The following is a 13,695-nucleotide window of genomic DNA, read 5'->3' on the forward strand; positions in this document are numbered from 1 at the left end:
AAAGGATAGGAGATATGAAGCAAGTCTTTCTCTCAACTACAACTGAATTTAAAGAGATTGATACGCTCCAGCCGGGCACTTGGATCAATCTCGTCAATCCTACTCAAAGCGAATCGATGGAAATCGCATCGGCCTTTGATATTGATATCGCCGATCTCCGTGCACCGCTCGATGCGGAAGAGATGTCTCGTATCACCATCGAAGATGAGTACACTTTGATCATCGTAGACGTCCCAATCACAGAGGAAAGAAATAACCAGACCTACTACGTGACTATTCCCTTGGGGATTATCATCACAGAAGAGGCTATTATCACTACCTGTTTGGAGCCTCTCCCACTTCTTGATATCTTTATCAATCGTAGGCTTCGCAATTTCTATACCTTCATGCGTTCACGCTTCATCTTCCAGATTCTCTACCGCAACGCGGAGATTTACCTAACCGCCCTCCGTTCAATCGAACGTAAGAGTGAGCAGATTGAGAGCCAACTTCACAAATCTACTCGAAACGAAGAATTGATTGAACTCATGGAATTAGAAAAGACCATCGTCTACTTCAAGGCTTCTCTGAAGACTAACGAGCGCGTGATTAAGAAATTGACCAGCGCAACCAGCAATATCAAGAAATACCTTGAAGATGAAGACTTACTGGAAGATACCTTGATTGAAACGCAACAGGCCATCGAGATGGCGGACATCTATGGAAACGTCCTTCACTCTATGACAGAGACCTTCGCTTCTATCATTTCAAACAACCAGAACAATATCATGAAAACCTTGGCCCTCGTGACCATCGTTATGTCCATCCCAACCATGATTTTCTCAGCTTACGGAATGAACTTTAAGGACAATGAAATCCCTTTAAACGGAGAACCGCATGCTTTCTGGCTCATCGTCTTTATCGCCTTTGCTATGAGTGTTTCTCTCACTCTTTACCTCATCCATAAAAAATGGTTCTAAACAGGAGTTATTATGTCACAGATTGATTTAAAAGAATTAACAAAGAAAAACCAGGAATTTATCCACATTGCAACCCAACAATTTCTCAAGGACGGAAAGACAGATGCTGAAATCAAGGCTATCCTTGAAGAAGTGATTCCTCATATCCTTGAGGAGCAACCAAAGGGAGTGACTGCTCGTTCTATCTACGGAGCACCAACTCACTGGGCTCACAGCTTTAGTGAAAAAGAGCAATACGAAAAAGAACATCCAAAGGAAAATGACGATCCAAAATTGATGATGTTGGATTCAGCCCTTTTCATCACAGGACTGTTTGCAGTGGTTAGCGCCTTGATGAGCTTCTTCTCAAACCAACCCGTAGCTTACGGATTGGTAACACTTATCAGTGTAGGGGCCTTTGGTGGAGTTGCCTTTTACCTTCTCTATCACTTCATCTACCGCTACTACGGACCAGATACTGACCGTAGCCAACGCCCTCCATTCTGGAAATCACTTTTGGTTATGTTAGCAACTATGTTTGCATGGGTTCTCATTCTCTTCTTGAGCAACTTCCTTCCACAAGCCATCAACATCAGCCTCCCACCACTTGTTTTATTGGTGATTGGAGGAGCTCTCCTTGCCCTACGTTTCTACCTCAAAAAACGTTTCAACATCAAGAGCGCAAGTGCTGGACCTGCTAGATATTAAGATAAACAAAAAAAGTAGTGTGTTTTGTAGACACACTACTTTTATTCTGTCTCCAAATCATTTTTCGATTCTCAAAAGAAGTAGACACATTTTCTAATAACATTCTAATGTAAAGTCTTTCCTTAGAATCCCGAGGTTTTGTCCTTGAATCCAAGTTGTTTTTCTGTTATACTAATAAAGTAATAAGGAGAAATATATATGACTAAACAGAGAATTAATCAAGTTGTTGGTTCAATTGGTGCCTTTATCGGGATTATTGTATTTATAGCCTACATCCCCCAAATTTTTGCCAATTTACAAGGAAATAAAGCTCAACCATTTCAACCTTTATCAGCAGCAGTCTCTTGCTTAATCTGGGTCATTTATGGATGGACAAAAGAGCCTAAGAAAGACTGGATTCTAATCATTCCAAACTCGGCTGGGGTTATCCTTGGCGGACTGACCTTCCTTACTGCTCTATAAGAAATTAACTACTATAAAAGCAACCACCTAATTGGTTGCTTTTTTGCTTACTTTCTTGATCTAAAAGCCTTTTTCTGATTCTAATTCTTGTTGTTTCTCCTCTTCTTTTGTGATACAATAGCATCAATTTATTTCTAGGAGGATGAGATATGGTTTCTACTATTGGTATTATAAGTTTATCTAGTGGGATTATCGGAGAAGACTTTGTCAAACACGAAGTGGACTTGGGTATTCAACGTCTCAAGGGCCTCGGACTCAATCCTATCTTTTTACCCCATTCACTAAAAGGCTTAGAGTTTATCAAGGACCATCCTGAAGCTCGTGCGGAGGATTTGATTCAAGCCTTTTCTGATGATAGCATCGACATGATCCTATGCGCCATCGGTGGAGACGATACCTATCGTTTATTACCCTATCTTTTTGAAAATGACCAACTAGAAAAAGTAATCAAACAAAAAATTTTTCTTGGCTTCTCGGATACGACCATGAACCATCTCATGTTGCATAAACTAGGAATCAAGACTTTTTACGGCCAATCATTTCTAGCAGACATTTGTGAGTTAGACAAAGAAATGTTGCCATATAGCTGCCACTACTTTAAAGAATTGATTGAGACTGGAAAAATCTCAGAAATTCGCCCTAGTGACGTTTGGTATGAGGAACGAACTGACTTCAGTCCCAAAGCTCTAGGAACACCTCGTATCAATCATACAAATACTGGTTTTGACTTGTTACAAGGAAATGCCCAGTTCGAGGGAGAAATCCTCGGTGGTTGCCTCGAATCTCTCTACGATATCTTTGACAACTCTCGATACGCAGACAGCACGGAGCTCTGCCAAGAATACAAACTTTTCCCTGACTTGTCAGACTGGGAAGGAAAGATCCTCTTGCTAGAAACAAGCGAAGAAAAGCCTGAGCCAGAAGACTTCAAAAAGATGTTGCGGACTTTAAAGGAAACTGGTATATTCGAGGTCATCAGAGGACTCTTGGTCGGGAAACCTATGGATGATACTTTCTATGACGACTATAAAGAGGCACTATTGGATATCATTGATAGCAATATCCCAATTGTCTATAATCTGAATGTCGGACACGCAACTCCAAGAGCAATTGTCCCCTTCGGAGTCCACGCCCATGTAGATGCAACGGAGCAAGTCATCCACTTTGATTATAACAAAGAAAGCTGAGATAAGACTCTCAGCTTTTTCTATATTCTCTGATGTTCCAGTCATCTAACATCACTTATTTCCACTTTTCCATTCACAATCATTCTCGTGGTCATCAACTAGCCCTGCAGCCTGCAGATAGGACAAGACAGCGACTGGTCCAGTGAACTTAAAACCACGTTTTTTGAGATCCTTGGATATTTTTTCAGACAAAGGCGTTTTGGCTGGTGCTTGACTGTAGTCCGGGATATCGTTAACGATGGTTTTCCCCTCTACAAAAGACCAGAGATAAGCATCAAAAGAGCCATACTCTTTCTGAACTTGTAAAAAGGCCTGGGCGTTTGCTCGGGTGGCAAAACTCTTAGCACGATTGCGGATGATAGCTGGATTGTCCATCAAAGCCTCCAGTTCCTCATCCGTCATGTCTGCAACAGCTTGAATTTGGTAACCATGAAAAGCTTGACGGAAAGCCTGCCGTTTATTAAGCACCGTTTCCCAAGAAAGACCAGCCTGATAGGTCTCCATACAGAGCAACTCAAAAAGTGCTCGGTCATCATGGAGGGCCTGGCCCCATTCCTCATCATGGTAGGCTATATATAACGGATTGGTCATTTTGACCCAGCCACAACGTTTTGGCATCTTAATCTCCTATCTTTGAAACATAATCAGGCAAGGGAACAGTAGACTTATCCAATAGATTAATCCAACGATTAATATCTGGCGGCAGAGGGCTTAATCTCTCGTCCGTTTGATACCTTACACCATCATCTGTTTCTATTCCAGTTAATGTTTCAATCTGTTCTCGAAGCTGGTCTACAGACATCCAATCAGTCCAACCCTCAAATAAGCTTTCGGGAGCCATTGTTATCCCATACCATTCTTCAAACCATTCAATATAATCTGCACCTAACAGGTAGAGTTTCTCGAAAGAACAAGGCTCATCATTCACCTTTATACTTTCTACTATATTATCATGATCCACTATATCAATACTCGCACCACAAAATTCACAAGGAAGTGAGCCAACTTGACCATAGCGAGAGCCACTATGCAAGAATAATCCTGTTTGGCTCTGTTGACAATTTTTACAAAATAACGGAAAAACGGTACAGTGTAGCCATAGTGTATCAATCTTCCCATTTGTAAAATTTATCTTGACATGGTTGCTACTATTTCTTGCTTCAACTAGATTAATTCGAGCAATACCCATTATTTCACCAACATCTTAAGGGCAGATTTGATGTAGTTTTCAGCAGTATCTGAAGTTCCTTCAAAGAATTTCTTGATTTTCTTAAGCTCGGTCGCCTTGTAGCCCAATGCCAACATGGCTTCCATAGCTTCTTCCAATTCTTGGTTGTCATTGCTAGATGGAGCTGTAGTCTTAGCAGGGAGGTCGTCACCTGCCACAACCACCTTACCTTCTAGGTCCAGAACCATCTGTTGGGCTGTTTTCTTCCCGATTTTAGGGAATTTAGTCAAGTAGGTAATATTCTTAGTCTCAATCGCTTGAACGAGGCCAGCATTATCATCCGCCGCGATAATAGCAAGAGCAGAAACAGGGCCAATGCCCGACACCGAAATCAAGCTGAGAAAGAGTTTTTTCTCGTCTTCTGAACGGAAACCGTAAAGCAGGTGAGCATCTTCGCGAACGACTTGATGCACATAGATTTGCGCTTCTTGATTGACTTGTCCTGAGTAAGCATAAGGATTAGCTACATGTAGGATGTAGCCGATGCCGTTAGCTTCAAGAACGATGTATTTAGCAGTAATTTTTGTAATGATACCTTTTAGATATTCGTACATAATTTTCCCTTCAATTTATACTCAATGAAAATCAAAGAGTAAACCAGAAAGCTAACCGTAGGCATAACTTAAGTTAGACAAGGTAAGGCTGACGCAGTTTAAAGAGATTTTCGAAGAGTATTAGTATTTGCCTAGTTCTCGTAGGCTGGTATGATTTTCTTGAATGCGACGGAACATCTTTTCCATATCTGACTTGGTAAAGTGGACCAAAACAGGACGTCCGTGCGGACAGTTGTATGGGTTGTCGCATTTAGAGAGCTGATAGAGGAGCTGTCTAGCAGAGTGGTCATCGATACGATGATTGGCTTTGATAGACCGCTTGCAGGACATCATGATTGCTAGCTCTGCTCGGTATTTCTTGATCGAAACTTCCTTAGTCAAAAGAAGCATATCACACATCTCATAGATACCTGACTCGATTTCCTCTTCTGCCATCCAAATAGGATGTTCCCTTAGGATAAATTGGTTCTCCCCGTACTCTGCTAGAAAGACGCCCACTTCCTCTAAGAGAGGCATTCTTTCCTTGAGACGAAGGACATCATCCGCCGGAAATTCAAAGATATAGGGCACAAGGAGTTGCTGTTGGCTCTGGTCAACATTGCCGATACTCTCGCGGTACTCCTCGTACTTAACCCGCTCCTGAGCTGCATGTTGATCTATGATGTAGAGCCCATCTCGACCTTGGGCAAAGAGATAGGTCCCGTGCATTTGCCCGAAAAACTCCAACTCTGGGAAGCTCGAAGACTCTTCTCGCTCCAGCTTATCATAAGCCTTATCCAAACTAGCTAAATCTAACTCTGGATGGTCCAGTTGGTCATAGCTAGCAGGCTTTCTCTCTGCAAAATGCAGTTTGGCTGGTTTGGTTATCTGGTCTAATGTTTCCTTAGCAAAGAGGTTCAAATCCTGCTTCTCTTCTGTCAAGTTTACCTGATGGTCTGCTACCTCAGCTTGCGTCGGTCTTATAGGTTCATTTTTTTCATAGTAGAGCGTATTTTCTCTCAGGGGCAAAGTCGTTTGCTCTACTTTTTCACGATTGCGAACGGTAGATTTGGCAAGATTTTCCAAGGCGTCTGGAATCAAGGTATGCTCTTTGAGACTCTTTGAGATAGCTTCTGAAACTAGCGCCATCAGCTCTCTTTCCTTGGAAATCCGTACTTCTTGCTTGGTTGGATGCACATTGACATCTGCCAGATAAGGATCGATTTGAATGTGAATAACGGCTAGTGGAAAACGCCCCACCATGAGTTTGCTGCCGTAACCATCTAAAATGGCACGATTGAGCAAGAAGTTTTTGATATAACGGCCATTGATAAAGAGGCTGATGTAGTTACGATTAGCCCGCGTCAATTCAGGCAATGAGACAAAACCTGAAATTTCAAAGTCTAGGTCAGAATTCTCAATCTCAACCATCTTTTTGGCACTAGCCAAACCATAAATGCCCGCAATGGCTTGGCGCAGTTGCCCCGTACCAGCTGTTCGTGTCATCTCCTTGCCATCGCTAATCAGGCTAAAGGAAATCTCAGGATGGGCCAAACCTAGACGGTTAACGATATCGATGATATGAGATAACTCTGCCTGCTGGCTCTTCATATACTTGAGACGAGCTGGTGTATTGAAAAAGAGATCCTCCACACAAACCTTAGTCCCTACAGGGCTAGTCGCAGGCACAATTTCTTCTACTTCTCCTCCTCGAGCCACTAGCTTGGTCCCGTGACTGGCACCATCCACCGCTGTCAACAAAGTCAAAACACTGACAGAAGCGATAGAAGGCAGAGCTTCACCACGAAAACCAAGTGTTCTAATCCGAAAGAGATCCGCTTGATTCTTAATCTTACTGGTCGCATGACGGCGGAGAGCCAACTCGACTTCATCGTGGGCAATCCCATGACCATTATCGGTGATTTGGATTTTCTTAAGACCAGCTTCTTCAATTTCAACAATAATATGGCTAGAGCCAGCGTCGATAGAATTTTCAACCAACTCTTTAACTACGCTGGCAGGACGTTCAATCACTTCTCCTGCTGCAATCTGATTGGCCAAGACTTCTGGCAGTTCAATAATATGAGACATTTTTCAGCCCCTTTCTCAACTGTTTTTATCTATTTCTCTGAAAACAATACTCTTCAAAAATCTCTTCAAACCACGTCAGTCTCGCCTTGCCGTATATGTGTTACTGACTTCGTCAGTTCTATCCACAACCTCAAAACAGTGTTTTGAGCAACCTGCGGCTAGCTTCCTCGCTTGCTCTTTGATTTTCATTGAGTATAAGCTAGTGCTATTATACCATATTTCATTCGTTTCCAAAAAAGTCCAAGCAGCAACTTTCTTCCCGATTTTACTAGGTTATTTCCTCACTTTGTGGTACAATAGGTAGAAACAATATTTTAAAAAGGAGAAAAGACACATGCACATTTTTGATGAGCTAAAAGAGCGTGGTTTGATTTTTCAAACGACTGATGAAGAAGCTTTGCGTAAAGCCCTAGAAGAAGGTCAAGTTTCTTATTATACTGGCTACGATCCAACTGCTGACAGCCTTCACCTAGGTCACCTAGTCGCAATCTTGACAAGTCGTCGTTTGCAGCTAGCAGGTCACAAACCTTATGCGCTCGTTGGCGGTGCTACAGGTCTCATCGGAGATCCGTCCTTCAAAGATGCTGAACGTAGTCTCCAAACAAAAGACACAGTAGATGGCTGGGTCAAGTCTATCCAAGGACAACTTTCTCGCTTTCTTGACTTTGAAAATGGTGAAAATAAAGCTGTCATGGTCAACAACTACGACTGGTTTGGCAGCATCAGCTTCATTGATTTCCTCCGTGATATCGGAAAATACTTCACTGTCAACTACATGATGAGCAAGGAGTCTGTGAAGAAACGTATTGAAACAGGGATTTCTTACACTGAGTTTGCCTACCAAATCATGCAAGGGTACGACTTCTTTGTCCTTAACCAAGAGCACAATGTAACCCTTCAAATCGGTGGTTCTGACCAATGGGGGAATATGACAGCTGGTACTGAATTGCTTCGTCGTAAAGCTGACAAGACTGGTCACGTTATCACTGTTCCACTCATCACAGATGCAACTGGTAAGAAATTTGGTAAATCAGAAGGAAACGCAGTCTGGCTCAATCCTGAAAAGACTTCTCCATACGAAATGTACCAATTCTGGATGAATGTCATGGACGCTGACGCTGTTCGCTTCTTGAAAATCTTTACTTTCTTGTCACTCGATGAGATTGAAGAGATCCGTAAACAGTTTGAAGCTGCTCCACACGAACGCTTGGCTCAAAAAGTCCTAGCTCGTGAAGTTGTAACACTTGTCCACGGTGAAGAAGCCTACAAAGAAGCCCTCAACATCACTGAGCAACTCTTTGCCGGAAATATCAAAAACCTTTCTGTCAAAGAACTCAAACAAGGACTTCGTGGTGTGCCAAACTACCAAGTACAAGCAGACGAAAATCACAACATCGTAGAATTGCTCGTATCTTCTGGTGTGGTTAACTCAAAACGCCAAGCCCGTGAAGATGTTCAAAATGGAGCTATCTACGTCAACGGCGATCGCATTCAAGACCTTGACTATGTCTTGAGTGATGCAGATAAATTAGAAAATGAACTCACTGTAATCCGCCGTGGTAAGAAAAAATACTTCGTTCTAACATACTAAAAAACAAACTGGATGCATTTGCCATCCAGTTCTTTTTTTGCTAGACTAAAACTATGAATACAAACCTCAAACCAAAACTCCAGCGTTTTGCATCTGCTAGTGCCTTTGCCTGCCCTATCTGCCAAGAAAACCTAACCTTGGTCGAGAGCAGTCTCAAGTGTAGCGATCGCCATTCTTTCGACCTGGCAAAATTCGGCTACGTCAATCTGGCACCTCAAATCAAACAATCCGCCAACTATGACAAAGAAAATTTCCAAAATCGTCAGCAAATCCTAGAAGCTGGCTTTTATCAGGCTATCTTAAAAGGTATCTCCGACATACTAGCGACTAAACCATCCGCAAAAACCATCTTGGACATCGGTTGCGGCGAAGGCTTCTACTCTCGCAAGCTCCAAGAAAGGCACTCTGATAAAATCTTTTACGCCTTTGACATTTCAAAAGACTCAGTCCAAATCGCTGCCAAAAGCGAACCCAACTGGGCGGTCAATTGGTTTGTCGGTGACTTGGCTCGCCTTCCTATAAAAGACACCAGCATGGATATCCTACTTGATATCTTCTCACCTGCCAACTACGGAGAATTCCGACGAGTCTTATCAAAGGACGGCATCTTAATCAAGGTTATTCCTACTGAAAACCACCTCAAGGAAATCCGTCAATTGGTACAGGACCAGCTGACAAAAAAGGACTATTCCAACCAAGATATCAAAGACCACTTCCAGGAACACTTCAGCATCCAATCTAGTCAGAGTGCTTCTCTGACCAAACCCATCACAGCAGAGCAGCGACAAGCATTACTCAGTATGACACCCCTACTCTTTCATGTCAACCAGAGCAAGATTGACTGGAGTCAGTTGACAGAAATTACTATCGAAGCAGAGATTCTAGTTGGAAAAGTACTGTGAATGAATTTTTGAGATAAGACAAAACCCCGCACCTCTTCTTGAGATGCGGGTTTGATTATTGTAACAAAAAGCGAGCCAGCCTTTGCCACCTCACTTTAAATCAAATTTTCCCATTTAAGATTTTCTTTACTAACTGTATCTTGAATAGCGTTGGAAAACTCTCCTTTGATTTCTGCATCGATTTGATTATTTATAGAATCAATCTCTTGCTTGGTCTTTGTACCTATTTTTTTCGCTTCTTTGTCAAATTTCTCAATAATTCGAGCTGTAGCCCGTTTTTTAGCTGGCACATACAATGTTCTGATAAGCGACCTTTCTAGGCTCTTCTCAATCTCGCTATAAGCTTCAAAAGAACGTAACTGATCTATTCCCCAGTCGTAAGCCCCGTGCATTACATCTTCTACTAGTCTCACACTTGGAATATGCTCCCTAGCAAAATTATTGATACCAGAAGATACAGTACCGATGTTGTCCATTGTATCTGAAGCAAAGTCATAAATTCCAGTCCCGGCATCTTCAAATAATCCCATTTTTTTCTCCTACTTTTCATCTGTCTGACATGCTTTTAGTTCACTAGAAAGCTGTTCAACGACACTCTCTTGTTTACGATACTTTTTCTTATAGCTATCTTCTAAATCATCGTATTTTCTTTCTAGTTCACGTTGCCGGGTTTTAAACTCCTCTTCATTCACCCATTGATAGCGACGAATCGTCTCCACTGCGGCATCAAGCATTTCCTCAGTCGCATCCGGCATTTTTGAATACTCTGACAAAATAATCGAATGCTTTTCGTCAAATTTTTGGTCTAAGCCTCTATAAAAATCTCCTAAAAATTCCCACTTAGTATCCAAGTCATTCTTTGATTTTCGGTATTCATCATCTATCTTGTAGAGCCCTTCTTGGGCATCCACTAACTTAGCCCTAATCTCACTCCACTTATCCATGAGCAATTAATCCTTGTAATTCTTTATCTTTCTGAACAGTTTGTTCAATCCCTGCTTTTATTTTTGTCTCCAAATTTGTAAATGAAGTTGCTACTGTCTTCGCGGTCTTTTTAACAGTTCGACAATGACTATCTACCGCTTCAACAATAGTTCCATAGTTGATATTACATTCATTGTAAGTCTCTCTGACTTCATCTGAGGATAGGAGAAAACCGAATGGTACATCTCCGAGGCTTTTATACACAGTCAGAGCCTTATCGACTGCACTCGTCCCTTTTGCAGCTATCAAATCAACCGTTGCACTGGAAGTAGTGGATAATCCGCTAGCAACAACCAGAGCCTGCTCTGAGTCTAGTGCGATGAGTTCTGCCTTGGACAAACCATTTGGAGCAGCCGTACCGATGTCATTGACTTTAAAGCGATCTTTCTTGCTCTGCACACGTTTTAGGCTTTGATCCGTATTTCTTTTCATGTTGTCCATCGCAATGGTATACTTGATATCGCCAGCGACTGCTCGCAAATCTCCCATCATGTGACCGCCTGAATCAGGGATGACATACTCTTTACCGACATATACTCCACCAACCCGATCAGATATATTATTCAGTGGATCTTGCTGTGTCGTAATACGTGTGATGTTCCCTGTAAAACTAGCCTTGTCTCTATCTATCGCTGCAATATTTTTAGCAGAAAAAATGCTCAGGCCAGCAGGGATATAGAGAGGCGCCGCATTGTAGACAATGGTTTCCGGAGCATTGTATTTGAGAGCGACTCGCTGAGCGACATTCCCTCCCAAGGAGTGACCGGTCAGGATAACATCTTCTGGATTTAAACCGTTCTCTTTCAGAACATTTTCGTAAAACTGATAAGCCGAATCATAATGATGGCCCATCCCAAAGGCAATACTAACACCATCGGTCTTGATCACGTCATTGTAAAAGTCACTATTAGGGTTGGTTCCTGTATAGGCAATGATCGTTTTTCCACTTGTCTTATCTCTAAAGGCAACCCCACTCGTCCCTGTATCAGGATCACGGAAACTGGATAGATACTGAAAATTCTCGGGCATGATTTTATTTTCTTCATCCTGGTAATGTTTTGCCACATTAGCATCATTCGCCCCTCTAATTCTGGCTTTTTCAAATTCATAGGACAAATCCGAAGCATCAAGTGTTGGATTAGTCCCATCTAGAACAGTATAGTCTTTATTATCACTCATGATTAATTTTCCTCTAATTTCCCAACAATAACTTCTGAATGATAAAGATTATCTTTTCTAAAAATCACAGTATAACCATAACTTTTACCTGCTATCGTCGGTTCAAAAATATTGATGTCCATATTAATTTGGGCACCACTTTCTAAACCTAAATAATCATTTACTTGTTCATTTTTAAGCTTATAGGTGATGCTGGCAGAACCTGTCTCAAGACTATAGCCTTTCCGAACTACTTCTAGGCTTTTTAAACTCGACCTCGAAATAGAAAATTCCTGAATTAAAAGTCGTGAATGTTTTAACATATCTTGTGAAGTGTCGTTTGAATTGACTATATAAATTCGATCGCCCTTATAATAGATATCTGCTTCAAAATCAGTCGTTTCTTCATATTTGTTATTAGCATTAACTTGAGAAGTCGACTTGATAACTTTTCCTTTTATTTCTTTGGTATCAGGAATTCCAGATAATGTAATTTCCTGGTTTAAAGATGGAGAGTTTTCATCTTTTTGCTCAGTATCTGTTATACGAATCTGAAACCCATCCGGAAACTTTTCAAACAAGTCTTCTAGATTCTCCGTTGGGTAGACCTTGCTGAGCTCAGCAGCTTTCCCTTCGATAAATCTTCGACTACTCTTTAGACTACATCCAGCTAACACCATCATTCCTACGCCTCCTACTAACATCAGCATTGCAATTTTTTTAAACATGAACTGCTCCTCTCTCACAGAACTCAAAATAGCTCCTCTATTATATCAGTTTTTGGACGCGGTTTCAATCTAAGCGACTAGACAATGATTCAAATGATGGCCCGTTCCAAAGGCGATACTAACTACATCAGTCTTGAACACGTCGTTGAACGAGTCACTATCCGGATTGGTTCCTGTATAAACAATGATGGTTTTTCCACTTGTTTCATCTTTAAAGGCAACCCCGCTCGTCCCTGTCACAGGATCACGAAAGCTGGATAGATATGTGAAATTATGGGGCATGATTTTATTTTCTTCTTTAGAGTAGAAACTGTCAACATCTTCATCAGTAGCACCATTAATTCTAGCTTTTTCAAATTCATAGGACAAATCTGAAGCATCCAGTGTTGGATTCTGTCCATCTAGTAGTTTGTATTCTTTATAATCGCTCATTACTACTCTCCCTCTAGTTTTCCAGTAATCATCTCAGAATGATCAATATCATTTTTTCTAAAAATAACAGTATAACCATAACTTTTACCTGCTATCGTTGGTTCAAAAATATTGATATCCATATTAAGTTGATCATCATTTTCTAAGCCCAAATAATTATTCACTTGTTCATTTTTAAGCTTATATGTGATGCTGGCAGAACCCGTCTCGAAACTATAGCCTTTCCGAACAACTTCTAGTCCTTTTAAACTAGACCTAGAAATAGAAAATTCCTGCATTAAAAGACGTGTATGTTTTAAGTCACCTTTCTCTTTATTGTTAGCATCGGTGTCATCTGACAAGTGAAGACTACCACCTTTATAGTAAACCTCTCCTTGATACAACATTTCATGTTCTATCTTCCCTGATGAATTTTTAAATGCTTTTTCTTTAGTGTACTTCCCTTTAATTTCTCTCGTTTCCGAAATCCCATTTAATATTAAATGATAAATTATTGATGAGGTTCTTTCATCTTCTTCAAGATTTTCAGCATCCATAACATCTATCTGAAACCCATCCGGAAACTTCTCAAACAAATCTTCTAGATTTTCTGTTGGATAGACCTTGCTTAATTCTGCAGCTTTCCCCTCGATAAATCTTCGACTGCTTTTTAGACTACATCCAGATAGAGTCAACAACGCCACTCCCAAAAGTATTGCTGTCAACGCTAATTTTTTTGTCATAAATTACTCCTACTTCTCAGAATCCAAGATA

15 protein-coding genes and 1 pseudogene are annotated in these 13,695 nt (G+C 41.1%); 6 read left to right on the forward strand and 10 right to left on the reverse strand.

Features of this window, described 5'->3' with window-relative positions:
- The first annotated feature begins 14 nt into the window (after positions 1-14).
- From HMPREF1481_RS09065 to HMPREF1481_RS09080, 4 genes are all read left to right on the forward strand, one after another.
- Positions 15-959, forward strand: a complete 945-nt coding sequence (locus HMPREF1481_RS09065; protein ID WP_006149653.1) for a magnesium transporter CorA family protein — start codon at positions 15-17, stop codon at positions 957-959.
- Between the two features lie 12 nt (positions 960-971).
- Entirely contained in the window at positions 972-1,646 is a 675-nt protein-coding gene (locus tag HMPREF1481_RS09070) for a DUF1129 domain-containing protein (RefSeq protein WP_016466360.1), read from the forward strand.
- A gap of 198 nt (positions 1,647-1,844) precedes the next feature.
- The gene (locus tag HMPREF1481_RS09075; protein ID WP_016466361.1) at positions 1,845-2,108 is read left to right on the forward strand and encodes a SemiSWEET family transporter; all 264 of its coding nucleotides are present in this window, start codon (positions 1,845-1,847) and stop codon (positions 2,106-2,108) included.
- Positions 2,109-2,257: 149 nt separating this feature from the next.
- Positions 2,258-3,295 (forward strand): S66 family peptidase, encoded by a 1,038-nt coding sequence (locus tag HMPREF1481_RS09080; RefSeq protein WP_016466362.1) that lies wholly within the window; start codon positions 2,258-2,260, stop codon positions 3,293-3,295.
- A 51-nt stretch (positions 3,296-3,346) separates the two neighbouring features.
- Here HMPREF1481_RS09080 and HMPREF1481_RS09085 read toward each other — a convergent pair whose 3' ends face one another.
- From HMPREF1481_RS09085 to mutL, 4 genes are all read right to left on the reverse strand, one after another.
- Positions 3,347-3,913 (reverse strand): DNA-3-methyladenine glycosylase I, encoded by a 567-nt coding sequence (locus HMPREF1481_RS09085; protein WP_016466363.1) that lies wholly within the window; start codon positions 3,911-3,913, stop codon positions 3,347-3,349.
- A 1-nt stretch (position 3,914) separates the two neighbouring features.
- Positions 3,915-4,484 carry a hypothetical protein gene (locus tag HMPREF1481_RS09090; RefSeq protein ID WP_016466364.1) on the reverse strand — a complete coding sequence of 190 codons (570 nt, stop codon included), beginning with the start codon at positions 4,482-4,484 and terminating at the stop codon, positions 3,915-3,917.
- Positions 4,484-5,077: a Holliday junction branch migration protein RuvA gene (gene ruvA / locus HMPREF1481_RS09095; protein ID WP_016466365.1), complete on the reverse strand. Its 594-nt coding sequence runs from the start codon at positions 5,075-5,077 to the stop codon at positions 4,484-4,486. Before ruvA ends, HMPREF1481_RS09090 begins: the two co-directional genes overlap by 1 nt.
- Positions 5,078-5,197: 120 nt before the next feature.
- Positions 5,198-7,147, reverse strand: a complete 1,950-nt coding sequence (gene mutL, locus HMPREF1481_RS09100; protein WP_016466366.1) for a DNA mismatch repair endonuclease MutL — start codon at positions 7,145-7,147, stop codon at positions 5,198-5,200.
- Positions 7,148-7,481: 334 nt separating this feature from the next.
- On the opposite strand from mutL, the gene tyrS reads away from it, so the two are divergent.
- Both tyrS and HMPREF1481_RS09110 read left to right on the forward strand, forming a co-directional pair.
- Complete coding sequence (gene tyrS / locus HMPREF1481_RS09105; RefSeq protein WP_016466367.1) at positions 7,482-8,738, forward strand: tyrosine--tRNA ligase; 1,257 nt, start codon at positions 7,482-7,484, stop codon at positions 8,736-8,738.
- A gap of 53 nt (positions 8,739-8,791) precedes the next feature.
- Positions 8,792-9,640 carry a putative RNA methyltransferase gene (locus HMPREF1481_RS09110; protein ID WP_016466368.1) on the forward strand — a complete coding sequence of 283 codons (849 nt, stop codon included), beginning with the start codon at positions 8,792-8,794 and terminating at the stop codon, positions 9,638-9,640.
- Between the two features lie 95 nt (positions 9,641-9,735).
- Here the strand turns inward: HMPREF1481_RS09110 and HMPREF1481_RS09115 are convergent, their stop codons facing one another.
- The 6 genes and pseudogenes from HMPREF1481_RS09115 to HMPREF1481_RS09140 all read right to left on the reverse strand — a co-directional run bounded on the left by HMPREF1481_RS09115 (position 9,736) and on the right by HMPREF1481_RS09140 (position 13,664).
- Complete coding sequence (locus HMPREF1481_RS09115; RefSeq protein ID WP_016466369.1) at positions 9,736-10,170, reverse strand: hypothetical protein; 435 nt, start codon at positions 10,168-10,170, stop codon at positions 9,736-9,738.
- Between the two features lie 9 nt (positions 10,171-10,179).
- Entirely contained in the window at positions 10,180-10,584 is a 405-nt protein-coding gene (locus HMPREF1481_RS09120; protein ID WP_016466370.1) for a hypothetical protein, read from the reverse strand.
- Entirely contained in the window at positions 10,577-11,803 is a 1,227-nt protein-coding gene (locus HMPREF1481_RS09125) for a hypothetical protein (RefSeq protein WP_016466371.1), read from the reverse strand. Before HMPREF1481_RS09125 ends, HMPREF1481_RS09120 begins: the two co-directional genes overlap by 8 nt.
- A 2-nt stretch (positions 11,804-11,805) precedes the next feature.
- Positions 11,806-12,510 (reverse strand): hypothetical protein, encoded by a 705-nt coding sequence (locus tag HMPREF1481_RS09130; protein ID WP_016466372.1) that lies wholly within the window; start codon positions 12,508-12,510, stop codon positions 11,806-11,808.
- A gap of 93 nt (positions 12,511-12,603) precedes the next feature.
- Positions 12,604-12,942, reverse strand: a pseudogene (locus HMPREF1481_RS09135) (hypothetical protein); the annotation flags it as partial.
- A 2-nt stretch (positions 12,943-12,944) separates the two neighbouring features.
- A complete protein-coding gene (locus HMPREF1481_RS09140) occupies positions 12,945-13,664 on the reverse strand; it encodes a hypothetical protein (protein ID WP_016466374.1) in 720 nt (239 codons plus the stop codon).
- Positions 13,665-13,695: the final 31 nt, after the last annotated feature.

Origin of the sequence: Streptococcus sp. HPH0090, assembly GCF_000411475.1 — a bacterium.
In the GTDB taxonomy this organism is placed as follows: domain Bacteria; phylum Bacillota; class Bacilli; order Lactobacillales; family Streptococcaceae; genus Streptococcus.

What these genes read in the sequence shown, in the direction of transcription:
- ruvA (WP_016466365.1), bottom strand. Translation starts at nt 5,077, where the DNA reads ATGTACGAATATCTAAAAGGTATCATTACAAAAATTACTGCTAAATAC.
- HMPREF1481_RS09065 (WP_006149653.1), top strand. Translation starts at nt 15, where the DNA reads ATGAAGCAAGTCTTTCTCTCAACTACAACTGAATTTAAAGAGATTGAT.
- HMPREF1481_RS09075 (WP_016466361.1), top strand. Translation starts at nt 1,845, where the DNA reads ATGACTAAACAGAGAATTAATCAAGTTGTTGGTTCAATTGGTGCCTTT.
- HMPREF1481_RS09090 (WP_016466364.1), bottom strand. Translation starts at nt 4,484, where the DNA reads ATGGGTATTGCTCGAATTAATCTAGTTGAAGCAAGAAATAGTAGCAAC.
- HMPREF1481_RS09110 (WP_016466368.1), top strand. Translation starts at nt 8,792, where the DNA reads ATGAATACAAACCTCAAACCAAAACTCCAGCGTTTTGCATCTGCTAGT.
- HMPREF1481_RS09130 (WP_016466372.1), bottom strand. Translation starts at nt 12,510, where the DNA reads ATGTTTAAAAAAATTGCAATGCTGATGTTAGTAGGAGGCGTAGGAATG.
- HMPREF1481_RS09140 (WP_016466374.1), bottom strand. Translation starts at nt 13,664, where the DNA reads ATGACAAAAAAATTAGCGTTGACAGCAATACTTTTGGGAGTGGCGTTG.
- HMPREF1481_RS09085 (WP_016466363.1), bottom strand. Translation starts at nt 3,913, where the DNA reads ATGCCAAAACGTTGTGGCTGGGTCAAAATGACCAATCCGTTATATATA.
- HMPREF1481_RS09125 (WP_016466371.1), bottom strand. Translation starts at nt 11,803, where the DNA reads ATGAGTGATAATAAAGACTATACTGTTCTAGATGGGACTAATCCAACA.
- HMPREF1481_RS09080 (WP_016466362.1), top strand. Translation starts at nt 2,258, where the DNA reads ATGGTTTCTACTATTGGTATTATAAGTTTATCTAGTGGGATTATCGGA.
- tyrS (WP_016466367.1), top strand. Translation starts at nt 7,482, where the DNA reads ATGCACATTTTTGATGAGCTAAAAGAGCGTGGTTTGATTTTTCAAACG.
- HMPREF1481_RS09070 (WP_016466360.1), top strand. Translation starts at nt 972, where the DNA reads ATGTCACAGATTGATTTAAAAGAATTAACAAAGAAAAACCAGGAATTT.
- mutL (WP_016466366.1), bottom strand. Translation starts at nt 7,147, where the DNA reads ATGTCTCATATTATTGAACTGCCAGAAGTCTTGGCCAATCAGATTGCA.
- HMPREF1481_RS09120 (WP_016466370.1), bottom strand. Translation starts at nt 10,584, where the DNA reads ATGGATAAGTGGAGTGAGATTAGGGCTAAGTTAGTGGATGCCCAAGAA.
- HMPREF1481_RS09115 (WP_016466369.1), bottom strand. Translation starts at nt 10,170, where the DNA reads ATGGGATTATTTGAAGATGCCGGGACTGGAATTTATGACTTTGCTTCA.